Annotated in this window: 20 protein-coding genes; all 20 read right to left on the minus strand. The window is 33.0% G+C overall.

Going from position 1 to position 20447, the window contains the following annotated elements; all coding sequences use genetic code 11:
* Window positions 1–7 precede the first annotated feature (7 nt).
* The 20 genes from SCI76_RS03175 to SCI76_RS03270 all read right to left on the minus strand — a co-directional run bounded on the left by SCI76_RS03175 (window position 8) and on the right by SCI76_RS03270 (window position 20405).
* Window positions 8–427: a signal peptidase I gene (locus SCI76_RS03175; protein ID WP_168760717.1), complete on the minus strand. Its 420-nt coding sequence runs from the start codon at window positions 425–427 to the stop codon at window positions 8–10.
* 28 nt (window positions 428–455) lie between these two features.
* Window positions 456–725, minus strand: a complete 270-nt coding sequence (locus SCI76_RS03180) for a PqqD family protein (protein ID WP_255900763.1) — start codon at window positions 723–725, stop codon at window positions 456–458.
* Window positions 722–1507 carry a hypothetical protein gene (locus SCI76_RS03185; RefSeq protein WP_168760716.1) on the minus strand — a complete coding sequence of 262 codons (786 nt, stop codon included), beginning with the start codon at window positions 1505–1507 and terminating at the stop codon, window positions 722–724. The genes SCI76_RS03180 and SCI76_RS03185 overlap by 4 nt, the downstream gene beginning before the upstream one ends.
* Before the next feature lie 108 nt (window positions 1508–1615).
* Window positions 1616–1819 carry a hypothetical protein gene (locus SCI76_RS03190; RefSeq protein WP_098626850.1) on the minus strand — a complete coding sequence of 68 codons (204 nt, stop codon included), beginning with the start codon at window positions 1817–1819 and terminating at the stop codon, window positions 1616–1618.
* A gap of 79 nt (window positions 1820–1898) precedes the next feature.
* A complete protein-coding gene (locus SCI76_RS03195) occupies window positions 1899–3692 on the minus strand; it encodes an ABC transporter ATP-binding protein (RefSeq protein ID WP_255900760.1) in 1794 nt (597 codons plus the stop codon).
* Window positions 3692–4891 (minus strand): nucleotidyltransferase family protein, encoded by a 1200-nt coding sequence (locus SCI76_RS03200; RefSeq protein ID WP_168760714.1) that lies wholly within the window; start codon window positions 4889–4891, stop codon window positions 3692–3694. The genes SCI76_RS03195 and SCI76_RS03200 overlap by 1 nt, the downstream gene beginning before the upstream one ends.
* Window positions 4892–4916: 25 nt before the next feature.
* The gene (locus SCI76_RS03205; RefSeq protein WP_098626847.1) at window positions 4917–5366 is read right to left on the minus strand and encodes a lasso peptide biosynthesis B2 protein; all 450 of its coding nucleotides are present in this window, start codon (window positions 5364–5366) and stop codon (window positions 4917–4919) included.
* Between the two features lie 28 nt (window positions 5367–5394).
* Window positions 5395–5694: a lasso peptide biosynthesis PqqD family chaperone gene (locus SCI76_RS03210; protein ID WP_168760712.1), complete on the minus strand. Its 300-nt coding sequence runs from the start codon at window positions 5692–5694 to the stop codon at window positions 5395–5397.
* Entirely contained in the window at window positions 5687–6625 is a 939-nt protein-coding gene (locus SCI76_RS03215) for an aldolase (protein WP_168760711.1), read from the minus strand. The genes SCI76_RS03210 and SCI76_RS03215 overlap by 8 nt, the downstream gene beginning before the upstream one ends.
* Before the next feature lie 448 nt (window positions 6626–7073).
* A complete protein-coding gene (locus SCI76_RS03220; protein WP_115653796.1) occupies window positions 7074–7205 on the minus strand; it encodes a paeninodin family lasso peptide in 132 nt (43 codons plus the stop codon).
* Window positions 7206–7219: 14 nt separating this feature from the next.
* The gene (locus SCI76_RS03225; protein ID WP_328174861.1) at window positions 7220–9160 is read right to left on the minus strand and encodes a lasso peptide isopeptide bond-forming cyclase; all 1941 of its coding nucleotides are present in this window, start codon (window positions 9158–9160) and stop codon (window positions 7220–7222) included.
* Between the two features lie 563 nt (window positions 9161–9723).
* Window positions 9724–11271: a hypothetical protein gene (locus SCI76_RS03230; protein WP_328174860.1), complete on the minus strand. Its 1548-nt coding sequence runs from the start codon at window positions 11269–11271 to the stop codon at window positions 9724–9726.
* A 45-nt stretch (window positions 11272–11316) separates the two neighbouring features.
* Complete coding sequence (locus SCI76_RS03235) at window positions 11317–12216, minus strand: SP_1767 family glycosyltransferase (RefSeq protein ID WP_098626842.1); 900 nt, start codon at window positions 12214–12216, stop codon at window positions 11317–11319.
* On the minus strand, window positions 12213–13187 hold the full coding sequence (locus SCI76_RS03240; RefSeq protein ID WP_098626841.1) for a glycosyltransferase: 975 nt from the start codon (window positions 13185–13187) through the stop codon (window positions 12213–12215). The genes SCI76_RS03235 and SCI76_RS03240 overlap by 4 nt, the downstream gene beginning before the upstream one ends.
* Window positions 13188–13201: 14 nt before the next feature.
* Entirely contained in the window at window positions 13202–14389 is a 1188-nt protein-coding gene (locus tag SCI76_RS03245) for a glycosyltransferase (protein ID WP_098626840.1), read from the minus strand.
* 78 nt (window positions 14390–14467) lie between these two features.
* On the minus strand, window positions 14468–15664 hold the full coding sequence (locus SCI76_RS03250) for a glycosyltransferase (RefSeq protein WP_328180125.1): 1197 nt from the start codon (window positions 15662–15664) through the stop codon (window positions 14468–14470).
* A gap of 98 nt (window positions 15665–15762) precedes the next feature.
* A complete protein-coding gene (locus SCI76_RS03255) occupies window positions 15763–16947 on the minus strand; it encodes a glycosyltransferase (protein WP_328174858.1) in 1185 nt (394 codons plus the stop codon).
* Complete coding sequence (locus SCI76_RS03260; protein ID WP_328174857.1) at window positions 16944–18074, minus strand: polysaccharide pyruvyl transferase family protein; 1131 nt, start codon at window positions 18072–18074, stop codon at window positions 16944–16946. Before SCI76_RS03260 ends, SCI76_RS03255 begins: the two co-directional genes overlap by 4 nt.
* A gap of 18 nt (window positions 18075–18092) precedes the next feature.
* Window positions 18093–19274 carry a glycosyltransferase gene (locus SCI76_RS03265; protein WP_098626836.1) on the minus strand — a complete coding sequence of 394 codons (1182 nt, stop codon included), beginning with the start codon at window positions 19272–19274 and terminating at the stop codon, window positions 18093–18095.
* 18 nt (window positions 19275–19292) lie between these two features.
* Window positions 19293–20405, minus strand: coding sequence for a glycosyltransferase family 1 protein (locus SCI76_RS03270; RefSeq protein WP_328180124.1), 1113 nt, complete (start codon window positions 20403–20405; stop codon window positions 19293–19295).
* Between the last annotated feature and the right edge of the window lie 42 nt (window positions 20406–20447).

Consider the following 20447-nt stretch of genomic DNA (forward strand, 5'->3'; position numbering starts at 1 on the left):
CCTCCTTTCAATCTGCTTTTTTCCATTCTTGATAGTTTATATACCTTCGTAACAGCACTGACAGGAGAGGAAAAGCAAGAATGAGCTTTCCCCATAAAACAGCAGCTACATTTTTTTCTTGAATCGCCACTGATTTTTTTTGAATAACAACAAGTTTTCCGATAATCTTTTCTCGGGTAACAAGATCATCCACCCCGTAGTTCGTATCACCTTTAAAAATATAACATTCTTCTTCTTGAACGTAGGAACAGTTTAAAAGTCGATGAGCAATGAGTTTATTAGCTGGACTTTCAAATAAAACAATGTCTCCTCTTTTTAGCGGAGAATGCTTTATTGAAGTAAACCCGCAAATATCTCCTTGTTTAATAAGAGGATACATACTTGTTCCTTCAGCAGGAAGTTCAAGCAATCCATTCCGATCAATCAAAGCTTTTAATAGATGCCCCTGCTTATTATTAGCTTGCATACTTTTCAACAAGGCCGCAATCAATTAACTTATTTAAAAAATGCTGTATATCTCCTTCAACCATTTCAGCTTCTGTATTGTAATAACCTGCAACAGCTTTAATAATTTCAGCAAGCGTTTTTTTGTTTTCTATTACCTTCCAACAGTAGCCTCCTACTTCGTTTAAAGTAGTCACTGTATAGGCATGCGAATTTAAAATCACCCACTCTGAGTCTACTTCCATTACTTCATAACCACCCTTTTGAATATAGCTTGTCACGATGACATCAACTCCCAAAATGTATTGTTTTTTTGAAAATGAAGCTCATACACAGGCACTTGTTTAACTAACAATTGTAACAGGCCCATGATTGTTTTCGTTTCTTCAGGTTTATAAGACCAGTAAAACACTTTATCTATCAGCTTCATTAACGCTTCTATTCTCCTTACCTCTATCCGTTGATTAGATAATGCCTGATGCAGTAGCTGAATACTTCCTAAAGGTGTGTTTTTTTCACTTCCCTTAGCTTTTAACTCACTTCTAAACGGTGAGTTAAAAACTGTTACACTCTCTTCTGTAATCTTTAAAATCGTAGCTTCATCAGAAAGAAGTTCCCTTGGCATTGATAACTTTGCTGCAGTCGACTTTCCGGCTCCAGAGTGCCCTGTAAAAATATGCGCCTTGCCGCTGTTAATAACGCACGATGAATGGAGCAGAATCCCCCAGTTGTGATGAACAATGAACGAACTGTATAAGTTCATAAGAGCATGTTTTAAAGCCAATTCATCGTGGATAGCTACGTTAGCCGATTTATACTCTGAATCTACTTCAATTAAGTAATCTGCTCTTTTAAAAGTAATTGCATTGAGTTTTTCTTCTATAGCGACTTCATAATCTTGAAACGAAACACCATAGCCATTTGTGATTGTGACCGTCATATCCGGCTGGTTTTCCGCTATACTAACACATAAAAAATATTGTTTGATTATTTTCCATACGTCATCAAATTCTGTTTTAATATCAATATAGTGATCCCCTATTTTTGTATGCAACGTCTTCATTATTCGTCTCCTCAATCAATTTCTCTTAAAACAGCAGTCAATGGCACACCATTGACTTTCTGCTTTATATATTGCTGTATTAAGTAAATAAAATAGCTAAAGAATATTTTATTTATTTTTCCCTTTTCCTTTTCCTGGCGCACCTGCACCACCTGGAGTAGGATTCGGATTCGTAGACGGCCAGTTAGAACCATTGTTTCCTTTTCCAGGATGATCTAAGTTTCCTTTTCCAGGATTCCAGCTTTGAGCGGTTTCAAAACGGATTGGCTGATGATTTAACACTTCTGGAGCACTATAAGTCTTCTCTTGCATATGATCACCTCCTTTCAATTAGTTCTTTATTAAGAACGATTGGTTTTAAAAATTCAACTCACTGCTGTTTAGTAAAGGTCTAATGAGCAGCTTCCATTTGTTTTCCTAGTAATTGACTAAATGTATTACTCTTTTCTTCAGCAAGTTGAGTAAAGCCGCCTTGTTGAATAATTTCACCTTGCTCCAGCACGATAACCTGATCAGCATTACGGATTGTAGACAGACGATGAGCAATAACAATAATCGTCATTTTTCCTTTTAATCGTTCCAATGCTTCTTGAATTTTCGTTTCATTTTCCGTGTCAAGCGCGCTCGTTGCTTCGTCTAAGACTAAAATAGATGGATTGCGTAAAATAGCGCGGGCTAGCACAAGCCGCTGCCTTTCTCCTCCTGAAAGCTTAATTCCTCGGTCTCCAATTAATGAATCTAGACCTTGCGGAAGCCTCCTTACAAATTCTGCAGCCGATGAAAACTCAAGCGCTTCCCACATTTGCTGTTCACTTGCGTTAGGTTCTACTAACAATAAATTTTCTCTTATACTCGCATTAAATAAAAAAGGATCTTGTGGAACATAGCTAATAGCTCGTCTTAACGATAATAAATTATCTTTTGATAACGGAATCCCATCAATTAAAACCTGACCTTTTTCAGGCTGATTAAGCCCCATCAACAAATCTATCAGCGTGCTTTTCCCAGCACCGGACCGACCTACAAAAGCTGTCATTTGGTTAGATGGAATGATTAAATTAATATGCTGCAAAGCGTAAGATGCACCTTGGTTATAGCGAAAATAAACGTTTCTGCACTGAATGTCTTTTTTAAATTGAACTGGTTCGACACTTTGATTAGCTTCTTTTTCAAATTCTCTTGCATTTTTGCATTCATCTTGCAAGGCTTTCACAGCTTTAAATGCTGGTAGAGTTGTCGTAATCTGCTCCATAGAGGCTTGAATACCGGCAACCTTTGGCCATAACCTTGAAAAAATTAGAATAATAAGCATTAACTGACTTGCCTCAGCATGAAACAACTTCACTGCAGCATATATAAAGGCTGCAACTAATACAGCAGATGAGATTTTATAATAAGATTGTGACGTTGTTTTTAATTTAGTATATTCAACCTGCTCATTTTTCATTTCTTCTGTAATCGATTGGTACCAGCTCATTCTCGATTCTTCTAAAGTATTACTTTTAATATCTTTAATTCCGTTAATCTGATCGGTTATCCCTGCGAGATAGCTTTTTCCCAGCTCAAAGTTTCTATTGCCCAATGCCAGCGATCGTTTGAGAAATTTACGGTTTAAAAAGATAATCACTACACCGCAAAGTAATACAAAAAGGGTTATTTTAGGTGAAAGCCAAAATGCCAGTCCAATTTGTATGCACGTAAATATAAGAGAAGCTATAAACTGTAAAAACGAGGTTGTGCCCGCACCAGCACGAGTAACCTCTGCTGTTAATATATTTATTAAATCAGATTTTCTTTTCTGGATAAAAAAATTCCAATCTGCATGAAGTAGAACTCTATAAGTTTCTAAACGCATATATCTTAGAAAACTAAGCTGAATAACGGTATTTTGAACAGTTACCTGCCTTTGTAATATATTTTGAACAGTAACTATTAACACATAACTACCCAAAATTAGAAGCAAGCTTATAGCATCAGGAATGTCTCGAAAAAATGAAAATGCCCTTAAAATTGATGATTCTCCTGTCCCAAAGTTCACGATACCACTTAGACTAACCATTGGGATTAATAGTAAAATCCCAATACCTTCAAGTAAACTCATAAATACCGTTGCTAAGAGGTTAATATAGAGCCTTTTGCCAGCAAACGAATGAATTTGCTTCAAGAAGTATACAAGCTGCTTCATTATGTTCTCCCCTTACGTAACTCATCTTTTCTAGTCTTCCTCCAAGCCCATAAAAAAGGACGCAAAGGAAAATAGAGAAAATGAAGTTTTTCCGGCAATGGCAATGTCTCTGCATCTTCAGGATAAGGATATAAAAAGCTCACAATAAAGGCCAATTTTTGTGGAGTAGACATTAATGAGAATAAATGACGGCTGTGGTATTTAGCCACATTTTCAGGAACAGGTTCATTATGTAAATTTATCATATTTTCGAGATAAAACATTGCTTCTTGAGCTAACTCTCTTGGACGTTTACTTGCAACCAAAGAGTTCATTTCTTCAGCTATTTCTGTATGAAATAACTGCGATGCTAGAATAATACTCTGTCCTCCTATAGGAAGATAATTATAACAATTCAGTAAGCCATAAACCTTTTGCCAGTCCACCTCTTGATTCATCATTTGATGGATGTCAAAAAGCCAGCGAAGGCGCGACCACCCATGACGGGCTCCATGGGAGATGAGAAACAGAAATAAATCTTCTTTTCCGAGTAAATAGACGGGATAACCAATCAGTTCACTTTTACTTTTCCGTTCCCATAATTCGTTAAAGCTAGGCTCTTTTCCTGGACCTGGATTTAATCTCCAATGGATTTCAATTTTAATCAGTTTTCTAGGATGAATATACGTAACATGATGATGCCTCCATTTCCAGTCGTTTAAGACTGTTTGAATATAATCATCTTTTTCGTATCCTATGCTTGTGAGAATTTCATCTGCTTGTTCGAGTTTTTCAATAGGAATTAAGACATCTAAATCACCAGATGTGCGAAGAGAGATATCACCATATAATTCATGAGCAAGTACCGGACCTTTTAAGCACAGAAGCTGTATTTGCGCTTCTGTAAATAATTTAGCCACCCTCTCCATTTCAGCACTTAAATGAAGCATGTGAAATGTGTTTCCTTTATATGCTTGACGTAAACTTTGAATAACGTAGGTAGGAATAATATGTTCATCCGCTGTTTTTAACTTTGAGTAGAGTATTGGATAAATACGATGATGTTCCGCTTGATTAACAAAAAGATCCCAATCAATTCCTCTGCATACTTCCAATTTGTTAGTTAGCGTACCGCCGGTCTCACTACTTTTTAGCAATTCAATGATTAAATTTAATTCATTAGGGATGCCCGATACATTCAGACAGAATTGATTATCCATTGAGTTCTCCTTCAATCATTTAGTATCAGAGCTTTTTAGCAAACTTACTCACGACGGTGAACCTTTCCATTACTTCTGCTCCAGTAATATAAAAAGGACCGCTGCGAAGCCACGCATGCGCTACTAACTCTCCGTTTTCTTCTCTAGCAGTACCTAAATAAAGAGTACTTTCAATCTGGCGTTTCTCTAGCATTTTCATCGCAGCAATGGCTTTTACAAGACACTGACTTTCCCAAAATGTATAGCGACTCATAATATGAATAGCTTGCGCTACACTAGCTAATACTTCTTTATTTGATGAACTAAGAGTAAAAGATGTCTCTTCCATATGATTACCTAAAGTAGGCGCCACTTTTGAAAAAGGAACACTCTTTAAATAACGAGACCACCCTAAATAAAGGTAAGACTCCAATAACAAACTTTTTGTCTTCCAATCAAATAATAAGAAAGCTTTTAATTTTTTTATAAGTGCCATATGATTATTCCTTTCAAAACAATAAAAACTACGATGCCTTTTCGCCTTCAACTTTTACTAGACCTTCATCAAGTAGCAAGGCTAAAAACGAAATGACTTGCTCCTTGCACGTATCTAGTTCTACATCGTACTCAGCAACTAGTTTGTCTACTAAGTTTTGAATGGAAACGGGCTCTTTTATCTTCTCCCATATTTCACCTCCGAGCTCCCCGAGGTTATAGTACTTACCGTTGTGAATACTTAACATCACTTTTTCTCCATCCATATCGCTTACAATGTTTCCTTCTCCTTGGCTAACAAATTGACTTATTGAAATACTTTTAATCATCTAATACCTCTCCTTTGTTTAATGTAGCTAAAATTAAATCTGATAAATCATGAGCCGTAAAACGAGACGTAGGTCGACGAAGCTGATAAAGCTCAATTTTGTTAATGATTTTTGCTAAAGTACTAAAATGCCATTCCATCAAGCCTGCCTTTTGCACAAAAAAATTGCGGTAAGTATGAGTATACAGAGTATAAAACCGTTCTAGTTTTTGAATACAGTGTAGTTCTATTTCGTCCCCATCTGTTTTAACTAGTTCAAATACACCTGCAAGAGGCAGTGGTTGATTTGCAAATTGAGATTGAACAGGAATAGCAAACTTTGTTTCTCTGTCAATAATAGGCCGGTAATTACTTGATTCCATCTTAAATTCATTTAAACTTTCCATCCATAATTTTTGCTGTGGGTAAGCGGGTATGACTACAGGCACGTTCTCGTCAGTAACAGTTATCGCTATAACGTCGTCACTCAGAAGTTGATAGCCTCTTTTCAAAAAAGCTGAAGCAAGAGTTGATTTCCCAGCACCAGATTCTCCTACTATTGCATACACTTTGTTATCTATAGCAATCGCACTGCCATGCAAAGGGAGAATATTTCTTTGTAACAGCACAGTCCCCATACAAGTACCAAGAATATAGAGACGCAGTTCATCTTCATGGGCACCTTCCATTGGGGAGAAAAGAATTTCATTTCCGTTTTCGACCAAAAAGAAAGCTGTTTCGGGAATATGAAACATAACTGAATTTTCTTGAATAACAAAATCATCATCTGGAACAGATCTTTCAGACCATAATCCGAAAAGATCGGCCTCTTTAATCACAACATCTACTTCACATTCATCTACGCCCGCTTGCAGCAGTTCTGGCAGAGAAAGCTCACTTGAAACGGTTAATCCAAACGCCTTGTAAGCAGTCCTTTTTACAGTGTCTATCATTTAACACGTCCCCATTTCTCATGTACTTCTCCTTATATCCGCTTAGCTATAAGAGCTAAATTCAGTGAGGAGGCAGTCACCTGTTTTAAAACCGATATAATCAAATAAGTTCTATATATAGAACAATTAAATCAAAAAAATAATTCTGTACCAACTTATATTAATATTATTAAGAAAAACTTTATAATAGATAAATGGTTCTTAATTAAGAACAACTACTTAATATATAACATTTTCCAATTATCTTGTCAATAGAACAAAGAACTGTTTTATTTGTGAAATAATTTACTTTAAAAAAGAATTAAGTGACTTTTTTAAATAGTTAAAAGCCCCTATATGTTTTTTAAAATATAAGGGCTTTTAACTTTTGAATCTTACAAACCTGCACTGCAAAATTTCATATGTACGAAATCCACGCAGATTTGGATGAATAGCTCTGTCCGATCATTTAGCTAAAAGTTAATTTACCTTTAGGTGTGTTTTGAGGAAAAGCAGCATCAGTATAATCTCCATCTTTTCCAAGCATTGTCATTTTCACATCAAGTACTTCTAATACGGGTGTTTGCCATTCTTTTTTCATGTTATCACCTCCTTTCAAGTAAATTTTTTAATATATCTATATATAATTAAACTGCGCATTAAAACCTTATAATCGGGGTCAGTGGCATGTTCTGGCTGCGCTCCCTGTTTGACTTTTAACAGAGCCTTTTTAATTACTTGACCGTCTAAAAACCTTAAAACTCTTTCATCTGCACTAAGCTGCTCCACTTCATCCACAAATGCATCCCAATGGGGAATCATTCGATGAACCCAATCAGCTCCTTGAACTCCCCGAATACGTTGGTTTAACCTAACTTCATCAGGAAGGAAGTTCTCTGTTGCTCTTCGAATAAGAGAGCGATCTACTCCATTTTGAACGTATTGTTCTTCAGGAACAGATAAACAAAAACGCACTACACGCAAATCATTGGTTGGATCGCGCTTCCATACGGCATAGCGTAAAGACAGTTTGGCGGCAAGTGTATTACCCGCATTCCAATGGAAAACATCTTCAAAATGCCTTTTTCTTTCTTCAAATATATTTGCACCAGGAAACCAGCCTGTTTGGTCTATGCCGTACCCTTTAAGTTTATTAAAAACACCTGTGCTCTCTGCAAATTCCTGATTAAGAAGTTTAGGAAGCTGATACGATATACCTTCTGGAAAAATTTTATCGATTATAGGAAAACCCACTCTAGCAACAACTGGGAGCATACGTAACCTAGCCCCGCCTGTGTTTTGACTATATTGATTCAATTCGTAGAACAGCTGAAGCCATTTTAACTTCTTTAAAAGAACTGCGTAATAATCTAGAGCAAACCCCCAAGATATCGAAAAATTACCTCTATCGCCACTTAATAATACTCCTAATCCTTCATGATGAGCTTTCTCAAACATCCCCTTCAACCAAAAAGAATTTTCAAAAAACTTATACGGCATCTCCATTGTTTCCAGTAAACTATCAATTTCTAAGTAGGAATTCCTATTTGCAAAATCTAAATAGTGATCTTGGATACCTCCTACATATTGTACAGTTGATTGGATAAAAGGTCTTTCATCAGGAAGCAATTGTTTAGGCGTAAAATCTACAAAATCCTTTGGCGGAATATAACTAAATGTATGTAATTTTTTGTTATTCTCTTGGGTATCTTTTGCAGCAAAGCTAACCACTGCCCCTGAATCCAAACCTCCACTTAACTGTGCTCCGACATTCAAGTGTGTACGCAACCTTGAAGTTACTGCCTTTTGAAACACCTCTTGAAATGCTTCTACATACTCTTCGTTTGACTTTAGGTTTAGTTTCTTTTCTGAAATCAAATGACAATACCTTGTAAAATTTATTTTATCTTTAGTTATCGAGATACAGTGAGATGGAGGTACTTGTTGTATCTTCTTATAGGGCGTTATAGAAGCATCTGCCGCATCAATCATTCCAGCTATGGCCAAATATTCAGCTAGCCACTGTTCATTCAGCTGTTTTTCAATATAAGGTAAGGTAAGTAGTGGCTCTATTGTCGTACAAAAGGCAAGTTGCTGCTGCGTATGATAGTAATAGAGAGTTCGAGCCCCGGAGAAATCTCTTGCTCCAAATAGCTTACGTTTTTTCTCATCCCAAATCATAAAAGCAAAATCACCTATTAAATACTTAGGTGTTTCTTCTCCCCATTTTTGATAAGCAAGTAAAATCAATTGGCTATCTGGCAGCATTTTTCTTCGCGATCGTTCAACTTGCAGCTGGTCAAATAATTCATCCCGATTATCGATAATAGCATCTGCCGTAATGGCTAGCTGTCTTTCATAGTCGTAATAAGGCAGCTGCTCTCCAACTGATTCTGGTGTGATCCACTGCGCATGACATCCCAAAAAGATATTTTCCTTATGCCATACCTTAATATCATTAGCAGGATATTTTCGTAAGGACCCCATGATCCCTCCTACATGCTCTATAGGTACAGGTTCATTATTAAAATGATAGACGCCAGCGATTGCGCTCATTGTTTTTCTCTCCGATTCAAAAGATTTACGTTTAACAGATGTAAAATAAAGCACCCCCTTCGTTCTTTATAAAGAACTAATTAGTTATAAAAAATGATATACTTAACTTTATTTGGTTAGAAGAATTGTTCGTTAAAGTTATGTTTACAATCTTATTTATTAGTTTCAAATAAACATGTTCTTTATAAAGAACATACTATACTTTCAGTAGAAATACAATACTAAATTTAATTTTCTTTATTTATAATTATTTCTTCATTATGGGATTGGTGTATTTTTCATGAGTAGTTTTGAGCTATGGTTATTAAAGTTTTTTTACTGTTATTTTGACAGTTGACATATTAGTATACAAAAAAAAAGAACTGGATTATTACTTAAAATGCTTTTGAAATTTTATCATTTCAATATATTTATAAAAAATATGTACTTATTAAGCTTATTTCCTGCATTATAAATTGGTACTACTACACTTACTTTACTCATAAACAACCTCTTCCTTTGCATTTTTTACCATAATAAAAAGAGATCAGAAATATATACTCTATTCTAATCTCTATATACTTTTATGCTTCCTTAGGGATCTGCTTACTCTTCTTTAATTTGAATACATTACTTTTCAGGACATTCAATATATACTTAAATTCTTTTGTTTTAAAGAACAATACGACATATATACTATTAGGTACAATTAAACAAACAATTCCTTTTAATAATAGAGAGATAAAATTATGGCCTATTACAAGAGTATTACATATCATAGTTGTTAAAAGACAAGTTATGACTGTTAAGATAGCGTAAAGGCTATACTTTTTGAAATATAACCAAACAGGTTTATTAAACACATTTTGATAAACAATAACTGGTTGAGTCCAAAACACTGTTGAAAGAGTACTGATTGCCGTTCCCATAAATATTCCTATTAACCCGAAGTACTTTATTAAAATTAAAGAAAAAATTAAATTTACTAAACCCTCTACTAATGGTGCATATTTGTCCTGAACAAATAAACCCGCCTTATTTTTAAATGTTGCTATCGCAGTCCGCATTCCATTCAAATAAAAGTTTATTAATATAAAAATAAATGTACTATTATTTAAAAGGTACCCGTCTCCTAGCCACCAATTAATAAAAGGTTCTAATAAGTTATACAAAAATATTATACTAAATGAATATATCCAAAAATTCATTAGAAAGGCTATTTTAAAAACAGAATAATTTTTCTCCTTACTTTCAGTAGCAATTAAATTTCCAACACTGGCCCCAATACCTCCAAGCAACGGGCCTATCAAAGAAGCCAGTTGTTGAGTTATCATGGTATAATTAGAATAAACACCTACAGTAGATATACTAACAAAAGAGGAAATGAGAATGTTATCTGTCCCAAACACACAAAAACCTCCTATATTATGGAGGAATAAAGCTTTTACATTTTTTCGCAAATTTTCTTTGGTATCATTATCTACCGAATATTTTGTTTGGGTTTTTATATAGGGATAGCGCTTATTTACAATTATCCCATTTGCAATATTTTGAATTATATATATAAAAAATTCTATTAATAGGTAAAGAATATAGTTCTCAGTCTTAATAAGAATAAGTATCTTTGCTACAGTGGTAGTTATCTGAAAGAAAAGCTCCATTCTAACTATCACATATCCTCTTTGATCTGCATTAATTAACGACCACTTGTGTGCATTTAAGTATGAGACTATATTTTTTGCAACAAATAAGAAATATATAATTGTAATATGTGATATAGACTCTCCTTCTTTCATTAAATGATTTAAGAAAGGATATAAACACAGACTAATTAATAGGGTAATCAAAGCTAAAATTTTGTATATTTTTTTATATAATTGAACCAGGGCTATTACCTTTTTTCTTTCATTTTCTGCCAACGGTTTATATAAATTGTATACAATACTTAATCCTATTCCTCCTTCCACTAATGCCATCATAGATAACACATTGGTTAAAAGCCCATTAACTCCTAAATAATTAACACCTAAACTATCTAAGAAAACTTTTCGGGATATAAAACCTAAAGCGACAATAATTAATTGAGAAAATATACTTATAAATATATTTTTTATAGACTGTTCAGTTCTCATATTTAATTAATTCCTTTTTAAATTTGATTGTTTACTAAATTACATTTATACTATTCTAGTAATAATTTCATCCTCATACTTTTGGTCTTTAACCTCTTTAACTTCAGTACCACCAGTTATCTCACCGATGTACTTACTTTCAACTGGTTCCTTCTCTACAGCTTTTTTTAAAAACCAATCATATTCTATATCAATATGACCAATATCTATAGCTTCATACCCTTCCATCGATAAATCATGAGCTAAAACAGTGGCTGTCGGGCCAAGTGCAATTAAAATTAACTTTGTTTTATCGTGTTCTTTAATCCTCTTAAGAACCTCCTCATATTTTTCAAAGGCATTCGTAGCTGGACAAACAATCCTTTCAATTAAAGCAGCGTTATTAAAAAAATCATTTCCAACCCCCAATCTACTCTGTTGACCTTCAACAATTATAATCTCTCTCTTATTCCATATTTTCTTAAACTGTTTAAATCGATTTTCTGCTTTACTTTTGTCGATATGATCTATATATATCCTCGTCACAAGTGAATCATAATATACTTTTTCCTTATCTAATATTTTAAAAATGTTACTAAGATTTAAACTCAAGTATTTCTCCCAGTATTTTTTTGGCTTTCCCATACACCAATCAAGATTTTTGAAGACATTTGGAATACATACTATATGATTTTTCTGATTACTTTTAAGTATATCTTTTAACCTTGAGCTTAATTCAGCACTATAAGGTTGAAATAATAGACTTTTCCCATAAATAAGTGAAAACTCCCCATCTCCAAATCTACTTACTGAACATTTATCATTTATTATTTTACTTAACGTTTCATCTGTTGACTTCACTAAAGGTGGTTTGACTATTGCCGCTATTGAATGATTACAGACAATGGTTTTAAAATCTTTAAGTTTAAGTATTATATAATATATTTCCAACAAATGCTTCTTCACACTGATCTTCTCCTTAAGGCTACGTTTACTATCAGTTTGTATAACAATGGATGCACTTTCGTAGCAGCCAAAAGTAATTTTACTGTGCTAGGATATTCTTGAAGCTTTACTGTGCTACTAAAATAAGCATTTAATAAATGTCCAACTTCATAATACTGCTTTTTATACTTAGGAAAGTCTGAATGAAATGACATTAAGTTCATAACAGTCATTGCACTATTAGCTAACTTTAAAGCTACTATATTTCGTAATTCGCTATAATGCTTATCCATAAATTTATACATTTCATCATATATCAATACACCATCAATTCTAATATTTTTTATAGCTCTATCCATGGTACTGTCATCACGTTTGATGTAATGATATTTAGGTGCACCTATGCAACAGATTCTTTCACTCTTGTGGATAACTTTGTAAGTGAACGCAGTATCTTCATATATAATGCCCACCGGGAATCTTATATCTTCTAATAAACTCCTTTTAAATAACTTTGTCCAAACTACCTCGTCATATAGTTCTCCTTTAAGCATGAATTCCATAGCTTGTTTTCTATTGTGGATTTCCAGAGGGTGAGTACCATTTTTTACCACCTTATGTTTAAAGTGAATTGTGCTTGTACAATTTGCTATATCACATTTATTTTCTTCACACATATTATAAAGAAGCTCATACATATCAGGTTCAATCCAATCATCACTGTCTACGAAGCCTACGTAATCTCCTGTTGCTATACTTAAACCCTCATTCCGTGCATCTGAGAGCCCACCATTTTCTTTATGTATTACTTTTACTCTATAATCTTTTTTTGCATATTCATCACAAATATTCCCACAATTATCGGGTGATCCGTCATTGACAAGGATAAGCTCAAAGTCTTTAAGTGTCTGATGTAATATTGAATTCACGCATTTGTGTATGTAAGCTTCCACTTTATATACAGGAACAATAATACTTATTTTGGGGTTCATATCTTTTTTCCTCTCTAGCCAATATAATTAATTAATTTCATACTTTCTGATGTCGTATCTACATAGGTCTTTTCCAGATTGGTAGTAAGACGTTCCCTTTCATTTTTATTTTTAATTAAATGCCTGATTTTTTCATATAATTCTTCCTCATCAAAATGAACAATCAATCCATCATAACCATCCGTAAGTTGTTCATATGCTCCTATAAAGTTTGTCGTTACTATAGGTTTATTTAAACATCTTGCTTCTGCTAAGGTTAGACAAAATCCCTCATGCCTTGATGTTTGAACATAGATATCTGCATTAGATATATATGGATAAGGATTGTGCTTTGATCCTAACAATATAAAATCATTTTTTAAATCATATTTTTCTATCAAAATTTCATATGCTTTTTTATCTATACCATCTCCAAGACAGTACCACCTTACATTACATCCATTTTTACGTAGCTTGGATAATACTTTGATTGCGATATCTTGGCCTTTTTCTTTAGAAAGCCTTCCTACTGTCACTATTTTTGTTCCGTTAAAATCATCATCGAATTCAATATCTTCTTTAGAAAGTTCAGATATTAACTCGGTAGATATTATATTTTTGAAAACTTCTACCTTTTTTCCACTTTTAGGAACTTTTTCAATCAAACGTTTTTTTGCTTCTTCTGAGACTACAAAGACTTTGTCAAACGATTTTTGCAGTTTGTTATACATCTTTTGATTAATTTGATGTTTAGAAACATCAAAATGTATCCATGATATTTTCTTTTTTGCAGATATTTTATTTGCTACATAATAATCAATAGTTTCAGTAGGTCCTTGATAAGCTATTGCAACATCATACGTATTCCTTTTTGGGGGAATCCCCCTAAAAATCTGTTTATAATATATATAGCGATCTTTTAGTGTTTTGGATATGAAATACGAACATACAAAAAATGGAATTTTCATATATTCTCTATTATCGCAATAATGACGGATTGTGTGTTGTGGTGACTGTGTAATAATTGGACGTATACTTTTAAACCAAGTAGCTTCCTCCACTTTTATCCATTCCGGAATATGCTCTAAAAAGCCACCTTTTTTTTCTAACAACAAAAGGGTAATATCATATTTTTCTTTTGGAATAACTGATAAAAGTGAGAGGAGTGATTTTTCTACACCACCAATATTCATGCTGCTTACCATAAATAATATTTTTTTCATAATAGTCTCCCGATTATTATCCTTTAAAATACAATAAATAATGGTACCTTAAGTAACAATTATTAACTTAGGATACCATTAAAAATTATCTGCTATTTTATATAGTTTTTCTATTTCTTTGGTAGTATCTACACTTTCTTGATGCAAATTATACTTAAATTTATTTCTTATTCTTTCGTCATTTAAGAGTCTTTGCAATGCTGTATACATTTTCCTCTCATCAAAATCTACTATTAACCCTGTTTCTTCATTAGAAATCTGCTCATTTGCTCCTGTAAAATTAGTTGTAACAATAGGATTATTAAAACATCTTGCTTCTGAAAGTGTTATACAATACCCTTCATGTCGTGATGATTGTACGTATATATCACATTGCTTCATATAAGGATATGGATTAGAAATAGAACCTAAAAGGATATAATCTTTTTCAACATTATGCTCTCTTATGAGTTGTTCATATTCTAGTCTCTCACTTCCATCACCTATGCAGTACCATCTAACATTGTATCCAGCTTTTTTGAGCTTTGATAATATTGGAATAGTTAAATCCTGCCCTTTTTCCCTGCTTAATCGTCCAACAGTAAGGATTCTTACTCCACAAAAGTCGTCGTCAAATCCTTTTCCTTTATCCGCCATTTTAACTACAAAATCTTTTGATATAATATTGGTGAAATTATCTACTTTTTCTTTAATATTGGGCAATAAATTAATTAACTTAGTTTTTCCCTCATTAGATACTACAAAAATCTTATCGAACTTCTTATATATTTTAGATACAAAATTTTGATCGAAACCTATGTTGGTAATATCAAAATGAACCCATTGGATTTTCTTTTTAGCCTTTATTTTATTTACCACAAAATAACTTATAAAATCCATAGGTCCAGCGTAAGCTACTGCAATATCGTATTCACTTTCCATTTCAGGACAAGTACTTAAAATGTATTTAAAGAAAATACTCTTGTCTTTCACGATCTTTGATATTAAGTACATCATTAGTAAACTAAAAGCTTTGATGATTTGACCATTTTTAAAGAGTTGTAGAGTTGTTACCTTAGGAGGTTTGTTCAATACGTCTTTTATACCTCTATAGTTTTTGAAGTACTCAATATTAATATCACCCGGGATATGTTCCAGAAATCCTCCATATTCCTCTAACATTAAAACTGTTATTTCATATGTATCTCTTGGCATCTCTAACATCATGTTAAGCAATGCTTTCTCAGTTCCACCTACATTCATGTTTATAATCATAAAAACGATCTTTTTTCTCATGCTACCTCCTAGAAATTATAGGGTTGTTACAGCTAATGATTGATAATTTTTATTTAGACATAATTATTTTCCTTATGAACCTATTAAGTAAGTTATTTTTACACATTCTCTATCAAACAACATACTTTATTAATTTCTTCCTCAGTACCTACATCTTCAGCACTTAAATTTTTATAAAAATATTCCCTTAGATTCTTGTGTTCAATAACTTCTTTGATACCTTGACATATTCCTTCTGCATTCATATTAACTATAAGACCATTTTTTCTATTTTGAATCTGATTGTGTATTACTGTAAAATTGGTTGCTACTATAGGTCTTTGCAAAATTTTAGCCTCAGCTATTGCTAGCCCATAACCTTCAAATCTTGAAGGTTGTACATATATGTCACACTGTTTTAAGAATACGTACGGGTTTTGAAATGTACCTAGAAAGATGAATGTATCTTCTAGCTGAAACTCCCTAACCATGTTTTGGAGCTTACTTTTTAAAGTGCCCTCCCCAATGACATACCACCTAAATTTATATCCTTGTTTTTTTAGTTTATAACAGGCTTCAATTGCCATGTCATACCCCTTTACATCGACTAATCTTCCAATCGTTAGTATTCTTATACCATCACAACCATCCTGAAATCCACCGTTATTTGTGGACATAGATTTGATGAGTTTGGGTGAGACTATATCATAAATAACAGTAGTTTTCTCTTTTGCATTAGACATTTCATTTATAAAGACTTCTTTATTGTGATCAGATACTGCTATTACATGTTCATATTGATTGTAGTACCTTGCGTCAAACGCTTTATTATACGATGCTTTTTTATAATCTGTATTGACCCAGCATATTTTTTTTGCAGCATCTACTTTTTCTACAACAAAATAAGTGGGTGTGCCTTGACTATATGCTATAGCTATATCGTATTTCTTATTTAATTTTTCTATACCTTTAGACATCCAACGCCAGTTTATTTGGGCGCTATGCATCTTTTTTTTAGTTAATGGATTTCTAAGAGAGAAAGATGCTCCAAATCTTAAGTACAGCTCTTTAAAATTTTTATTTTTTATTAAATACGTTATATTATTGTTTTGTATCTTAATAAACTTAGGAACCTCTAATACATTAATTTCCTTAGGTAAAAGTGGTAGATACAATCCTTTGGGAGAAAACATTAATAAATCTACACTATATTTTTTGTGATCCAATAATGACAATAATGATACTAAACTTTTTTCGGCTCCTCCGCTACTTAACGAATCTATAACAAATAACACCTTTTTCATAGTACGTTTCTCACGTTTCGATTTTTAGATAACACACCTTCTAAATATTCCTTAGAAAACATTATCTTTTCATTTAATATTTTTTTACTCCGTTCATAATCAATTTTTTTTAATATTTGACTTAGACTGTAATCCTCGCTTATTAATCTTTCGGTAATATCTAAATCACTTAATAAATCCCTCATTCTTGTGTTTATGGCTTCAGTTCTGTTAACAATAATAAATTCTTTTTCATAAATTATTGAAAAAACAGCAGCATGGAAAGAGTTAGATATAATGAATTGTGCATTTTTAACAAGGGATACCAATGTCTCAGGTCCATCAAATTTAAAGTATCTATCAGCGTAAGTAAGTTTACTGGGATTTATATTATATATTTTATATCCTTTTTCTTTAGCAATTTTAATGGCTACATCCTTTATCAGAACACTGTTATCAAAATCATATATTAAAATATATTTCTCTTTGAATTCTCTTGTAGCTATATTGTTCCACTCTTCTTTCTCTAATAAAAAAGCGGGATCTACAACATGAACTGCTTTATTTACATCTAGCTTCTTTAATATTTCCACTCCACTTTTTTCTCTTACGCCTACACCCTCTAGTCTTTCTACTCTCTCTTTTACCATAGGCTTATATTTATCAGAGATTGTATCAGTCGCAAAACTTGCTGCGTAGGAAGCCTTTATCTTTCCATTTGGCACAAAGTCTAAGTAAAATGCAGGGTCTTTTCCGTTTCTGTGTAAAGTATTCCAGATCTGATCACTGCCGCATATATATGCGTCTGCATAAGGAACATTTTGTTTTAACTCATAATTAGAAATAAATCGCGAGTTAGTCACTGTTAAATAGTGAGAAGTAAACCTATCAAACGCTTTTTTCCTCCTTAATCCAGATATTCTAGTAGGAACTTTTAATGTGAGATATATCGACTTTGTTATAATATTTTTTTCCCATTTGGGATTATCAATGCTTAATAAATTATAATGATTACTTAAATAATCTGGTTTGTAATCTATTATTTCGACCTCATGACCACAGTTCATCAAATATTTCATTAGTCCATATGCTTGTAAGGAAGCACCATGGTTGTAAACATCATGGCATGTTATTGTACAAATTTTCATAATGTCACTCCCTTAAAACTATTTTATCAATTTGTATAATTTACTTAGTTCATAGGCATTGTGATAACTAGATTTTTCACAATTAATTATTAACGTCTTTCTCAGTTGGTGATCCTTATATAATCTTTCAATCCCCTCCGTAATTCCCTCAACTGACAATTCGCATATAAATCCATCATATTTATTACGGATTTGACTTTTAGCAGTAGTATAATTAGTAATCAAGACCGGCTTATAAAGAATTTGAGCTTCCCCGACCGTAACAGCTTTTCCTTCATATCTAGACGGTTGGACATATAGGTCGGCTTCTTTCATATAAGGGTATGGGTTGGTTTGTTTACCTAAAAGAATAAAACAATCTTCCAAGCTATTTTCTTTTATTAGCTCTTTTAACATTGCCTCATCTCCGCCATATCCAACGACGTACCAGGCAATATCCTTATAACCTTTATCTTTTAATAGTTTCAAAGCTTTAACTGCATTATCAATTCCTTTAGCATAAGATAATCTTGCCACTGTTATGATTTTGAACCTTTGATCATTTAGCATAGGATTTTCAACTTGTTCATTGGCTAAGGCTCTAACAAAATCTGGAGAAGTAATGTTCTCCATAACAATAACCTTCTTTTCTAAACCAGAATATTTTTGAATAAATGCACTCTTACATTCTTCCGATACTGCTACAATGTAATCAAATTTATTCCACATTTGAATGTCTACTTTTTCATCTGTATCCACTGTAGAAAAATCGGTGTGTATCCACGCAATTTTCGTCTTTGCTTCTACTTTCTCTGCGACAAAGTAATGAGGCCATAAATAGCTGATAGCAAGATCATATTGTTCTGTATACTTAGGGAGAAAAGGCAATGAATATTTCCACATATACTGCATTTGTTTGTATCCATTTTCGGAAGACCGGCTTAAATTCGCTTTATACTTGGCCATTAGCCTTACTAGTCCGAGTAACATTTTTCCAGATTTTAAAGTTTGTCCTATCGACATTCGAAAGGTTTTATAGGCTACAGATTCTTCTAATAAGTGTGGTTGATTTGGAAGCAAGTTCATAAAATCTCCAGTATGACTGTATAGCATCAAATCAATACAATGATGTTGATAGTCGAAGTTATTTAGCATACTGATAAGACTTCTTTCCACTCCCCCAACTTCCATGTCAAAGGAGGCAATTAATACCTTTTTCATATATTCCTCCATTATTTATTATGATTTGTAAATATTTATTAGGTGGGAAATCCCGTAGTTTAACGAATATCTATTTTTTTCGAAAGCATTAATAATTACATCTGTATCTTTTTCCTTTTTATTTACTTGTCCTATTATTTTGTCAGCCCACACATCAGGCCCATCCGCTAGTGAAAGTTTTGACACTAACCCTATATTCAAATCAGCTTCTGGCTGAATAGCTTCTGATACCACACATGGTAATCCACTTGCCTGAGCTTCTAACAGCACTAGTCCTAGGCCTTCATATAAAGAGGGAAAAACAAAGACATCCATACTATGAAACATAGTTGGTATGTCCTTTCTTATTCCCATAAATTTAATGCTGTTATGTATTCCTTCTTTTTTAGCCTGTTCTTCAATTTGTTGTTTTAAAACCCCATCTCCAACTAATAGCATTTCAGTGTCAGGATTCTTTTTAAGGATTCTTTTCATAATTTGCAATAAAAATATATGGTTCTTCGCTTCCATAAATCTTCCAATGTGTCCAATGACCACTTTATTTTTTAGGTCCTCTTTATTTTTAAATCTATTAACTTCTGGTTGAGAATATTTTAAGAAATGCGAGTAATCAATTACGTTCGGAAAATAGGAATAACTTTTCTTAGTCAAGCTTCTTTCTCCAAATAAATAGCTTCCTGCTCCGGCACTACAAGCTAACAAATTCGTTGAGAACGTATTAATCATAGATTTCATTAACTGAATATAAATTTTTTTTATAAAATGATCACTATTGTCTAAAGTTGTGTGAGCATGAGAGATTCTTACTTTAACACCAGCTAAAAAAGCAGCCACAGTGGCAATTCCACAATGAAACAAAGTATGAGCATGAACAACATCGTAAGGGCCATGTTTTTTTATTGCTTTATATATTTCTTTTATGGATTGAGTTTTCGATAGTTTTATTATTCTACCACCTAAAGCTTTTATCTCTTCGTCATAGTGGGCATCTTGTTGGCTATACGAAATAAAATCAAACTGGACTTTCTTTTGATCAATATTTCTATAGATATTCATTAGCATAGTTTCTGTCCCTGCTCTATTCATTGCTCCTACAACTTGAAGAACTCTTATTGGTTTGGAATTACTCATTGATCTCTTCCTTTTGGTTTATAATTAACCGGTTAAGGTTTA

Source organism: Priestia sp. HNGD-A6 (assembly GCF_045784335.1).
Taxonomy (GTDB): Bacteria; Bacillota; Bacilli; order Bacillales; family Bacillaceae_H; genus Priestia; species Priestia zanthoxyli.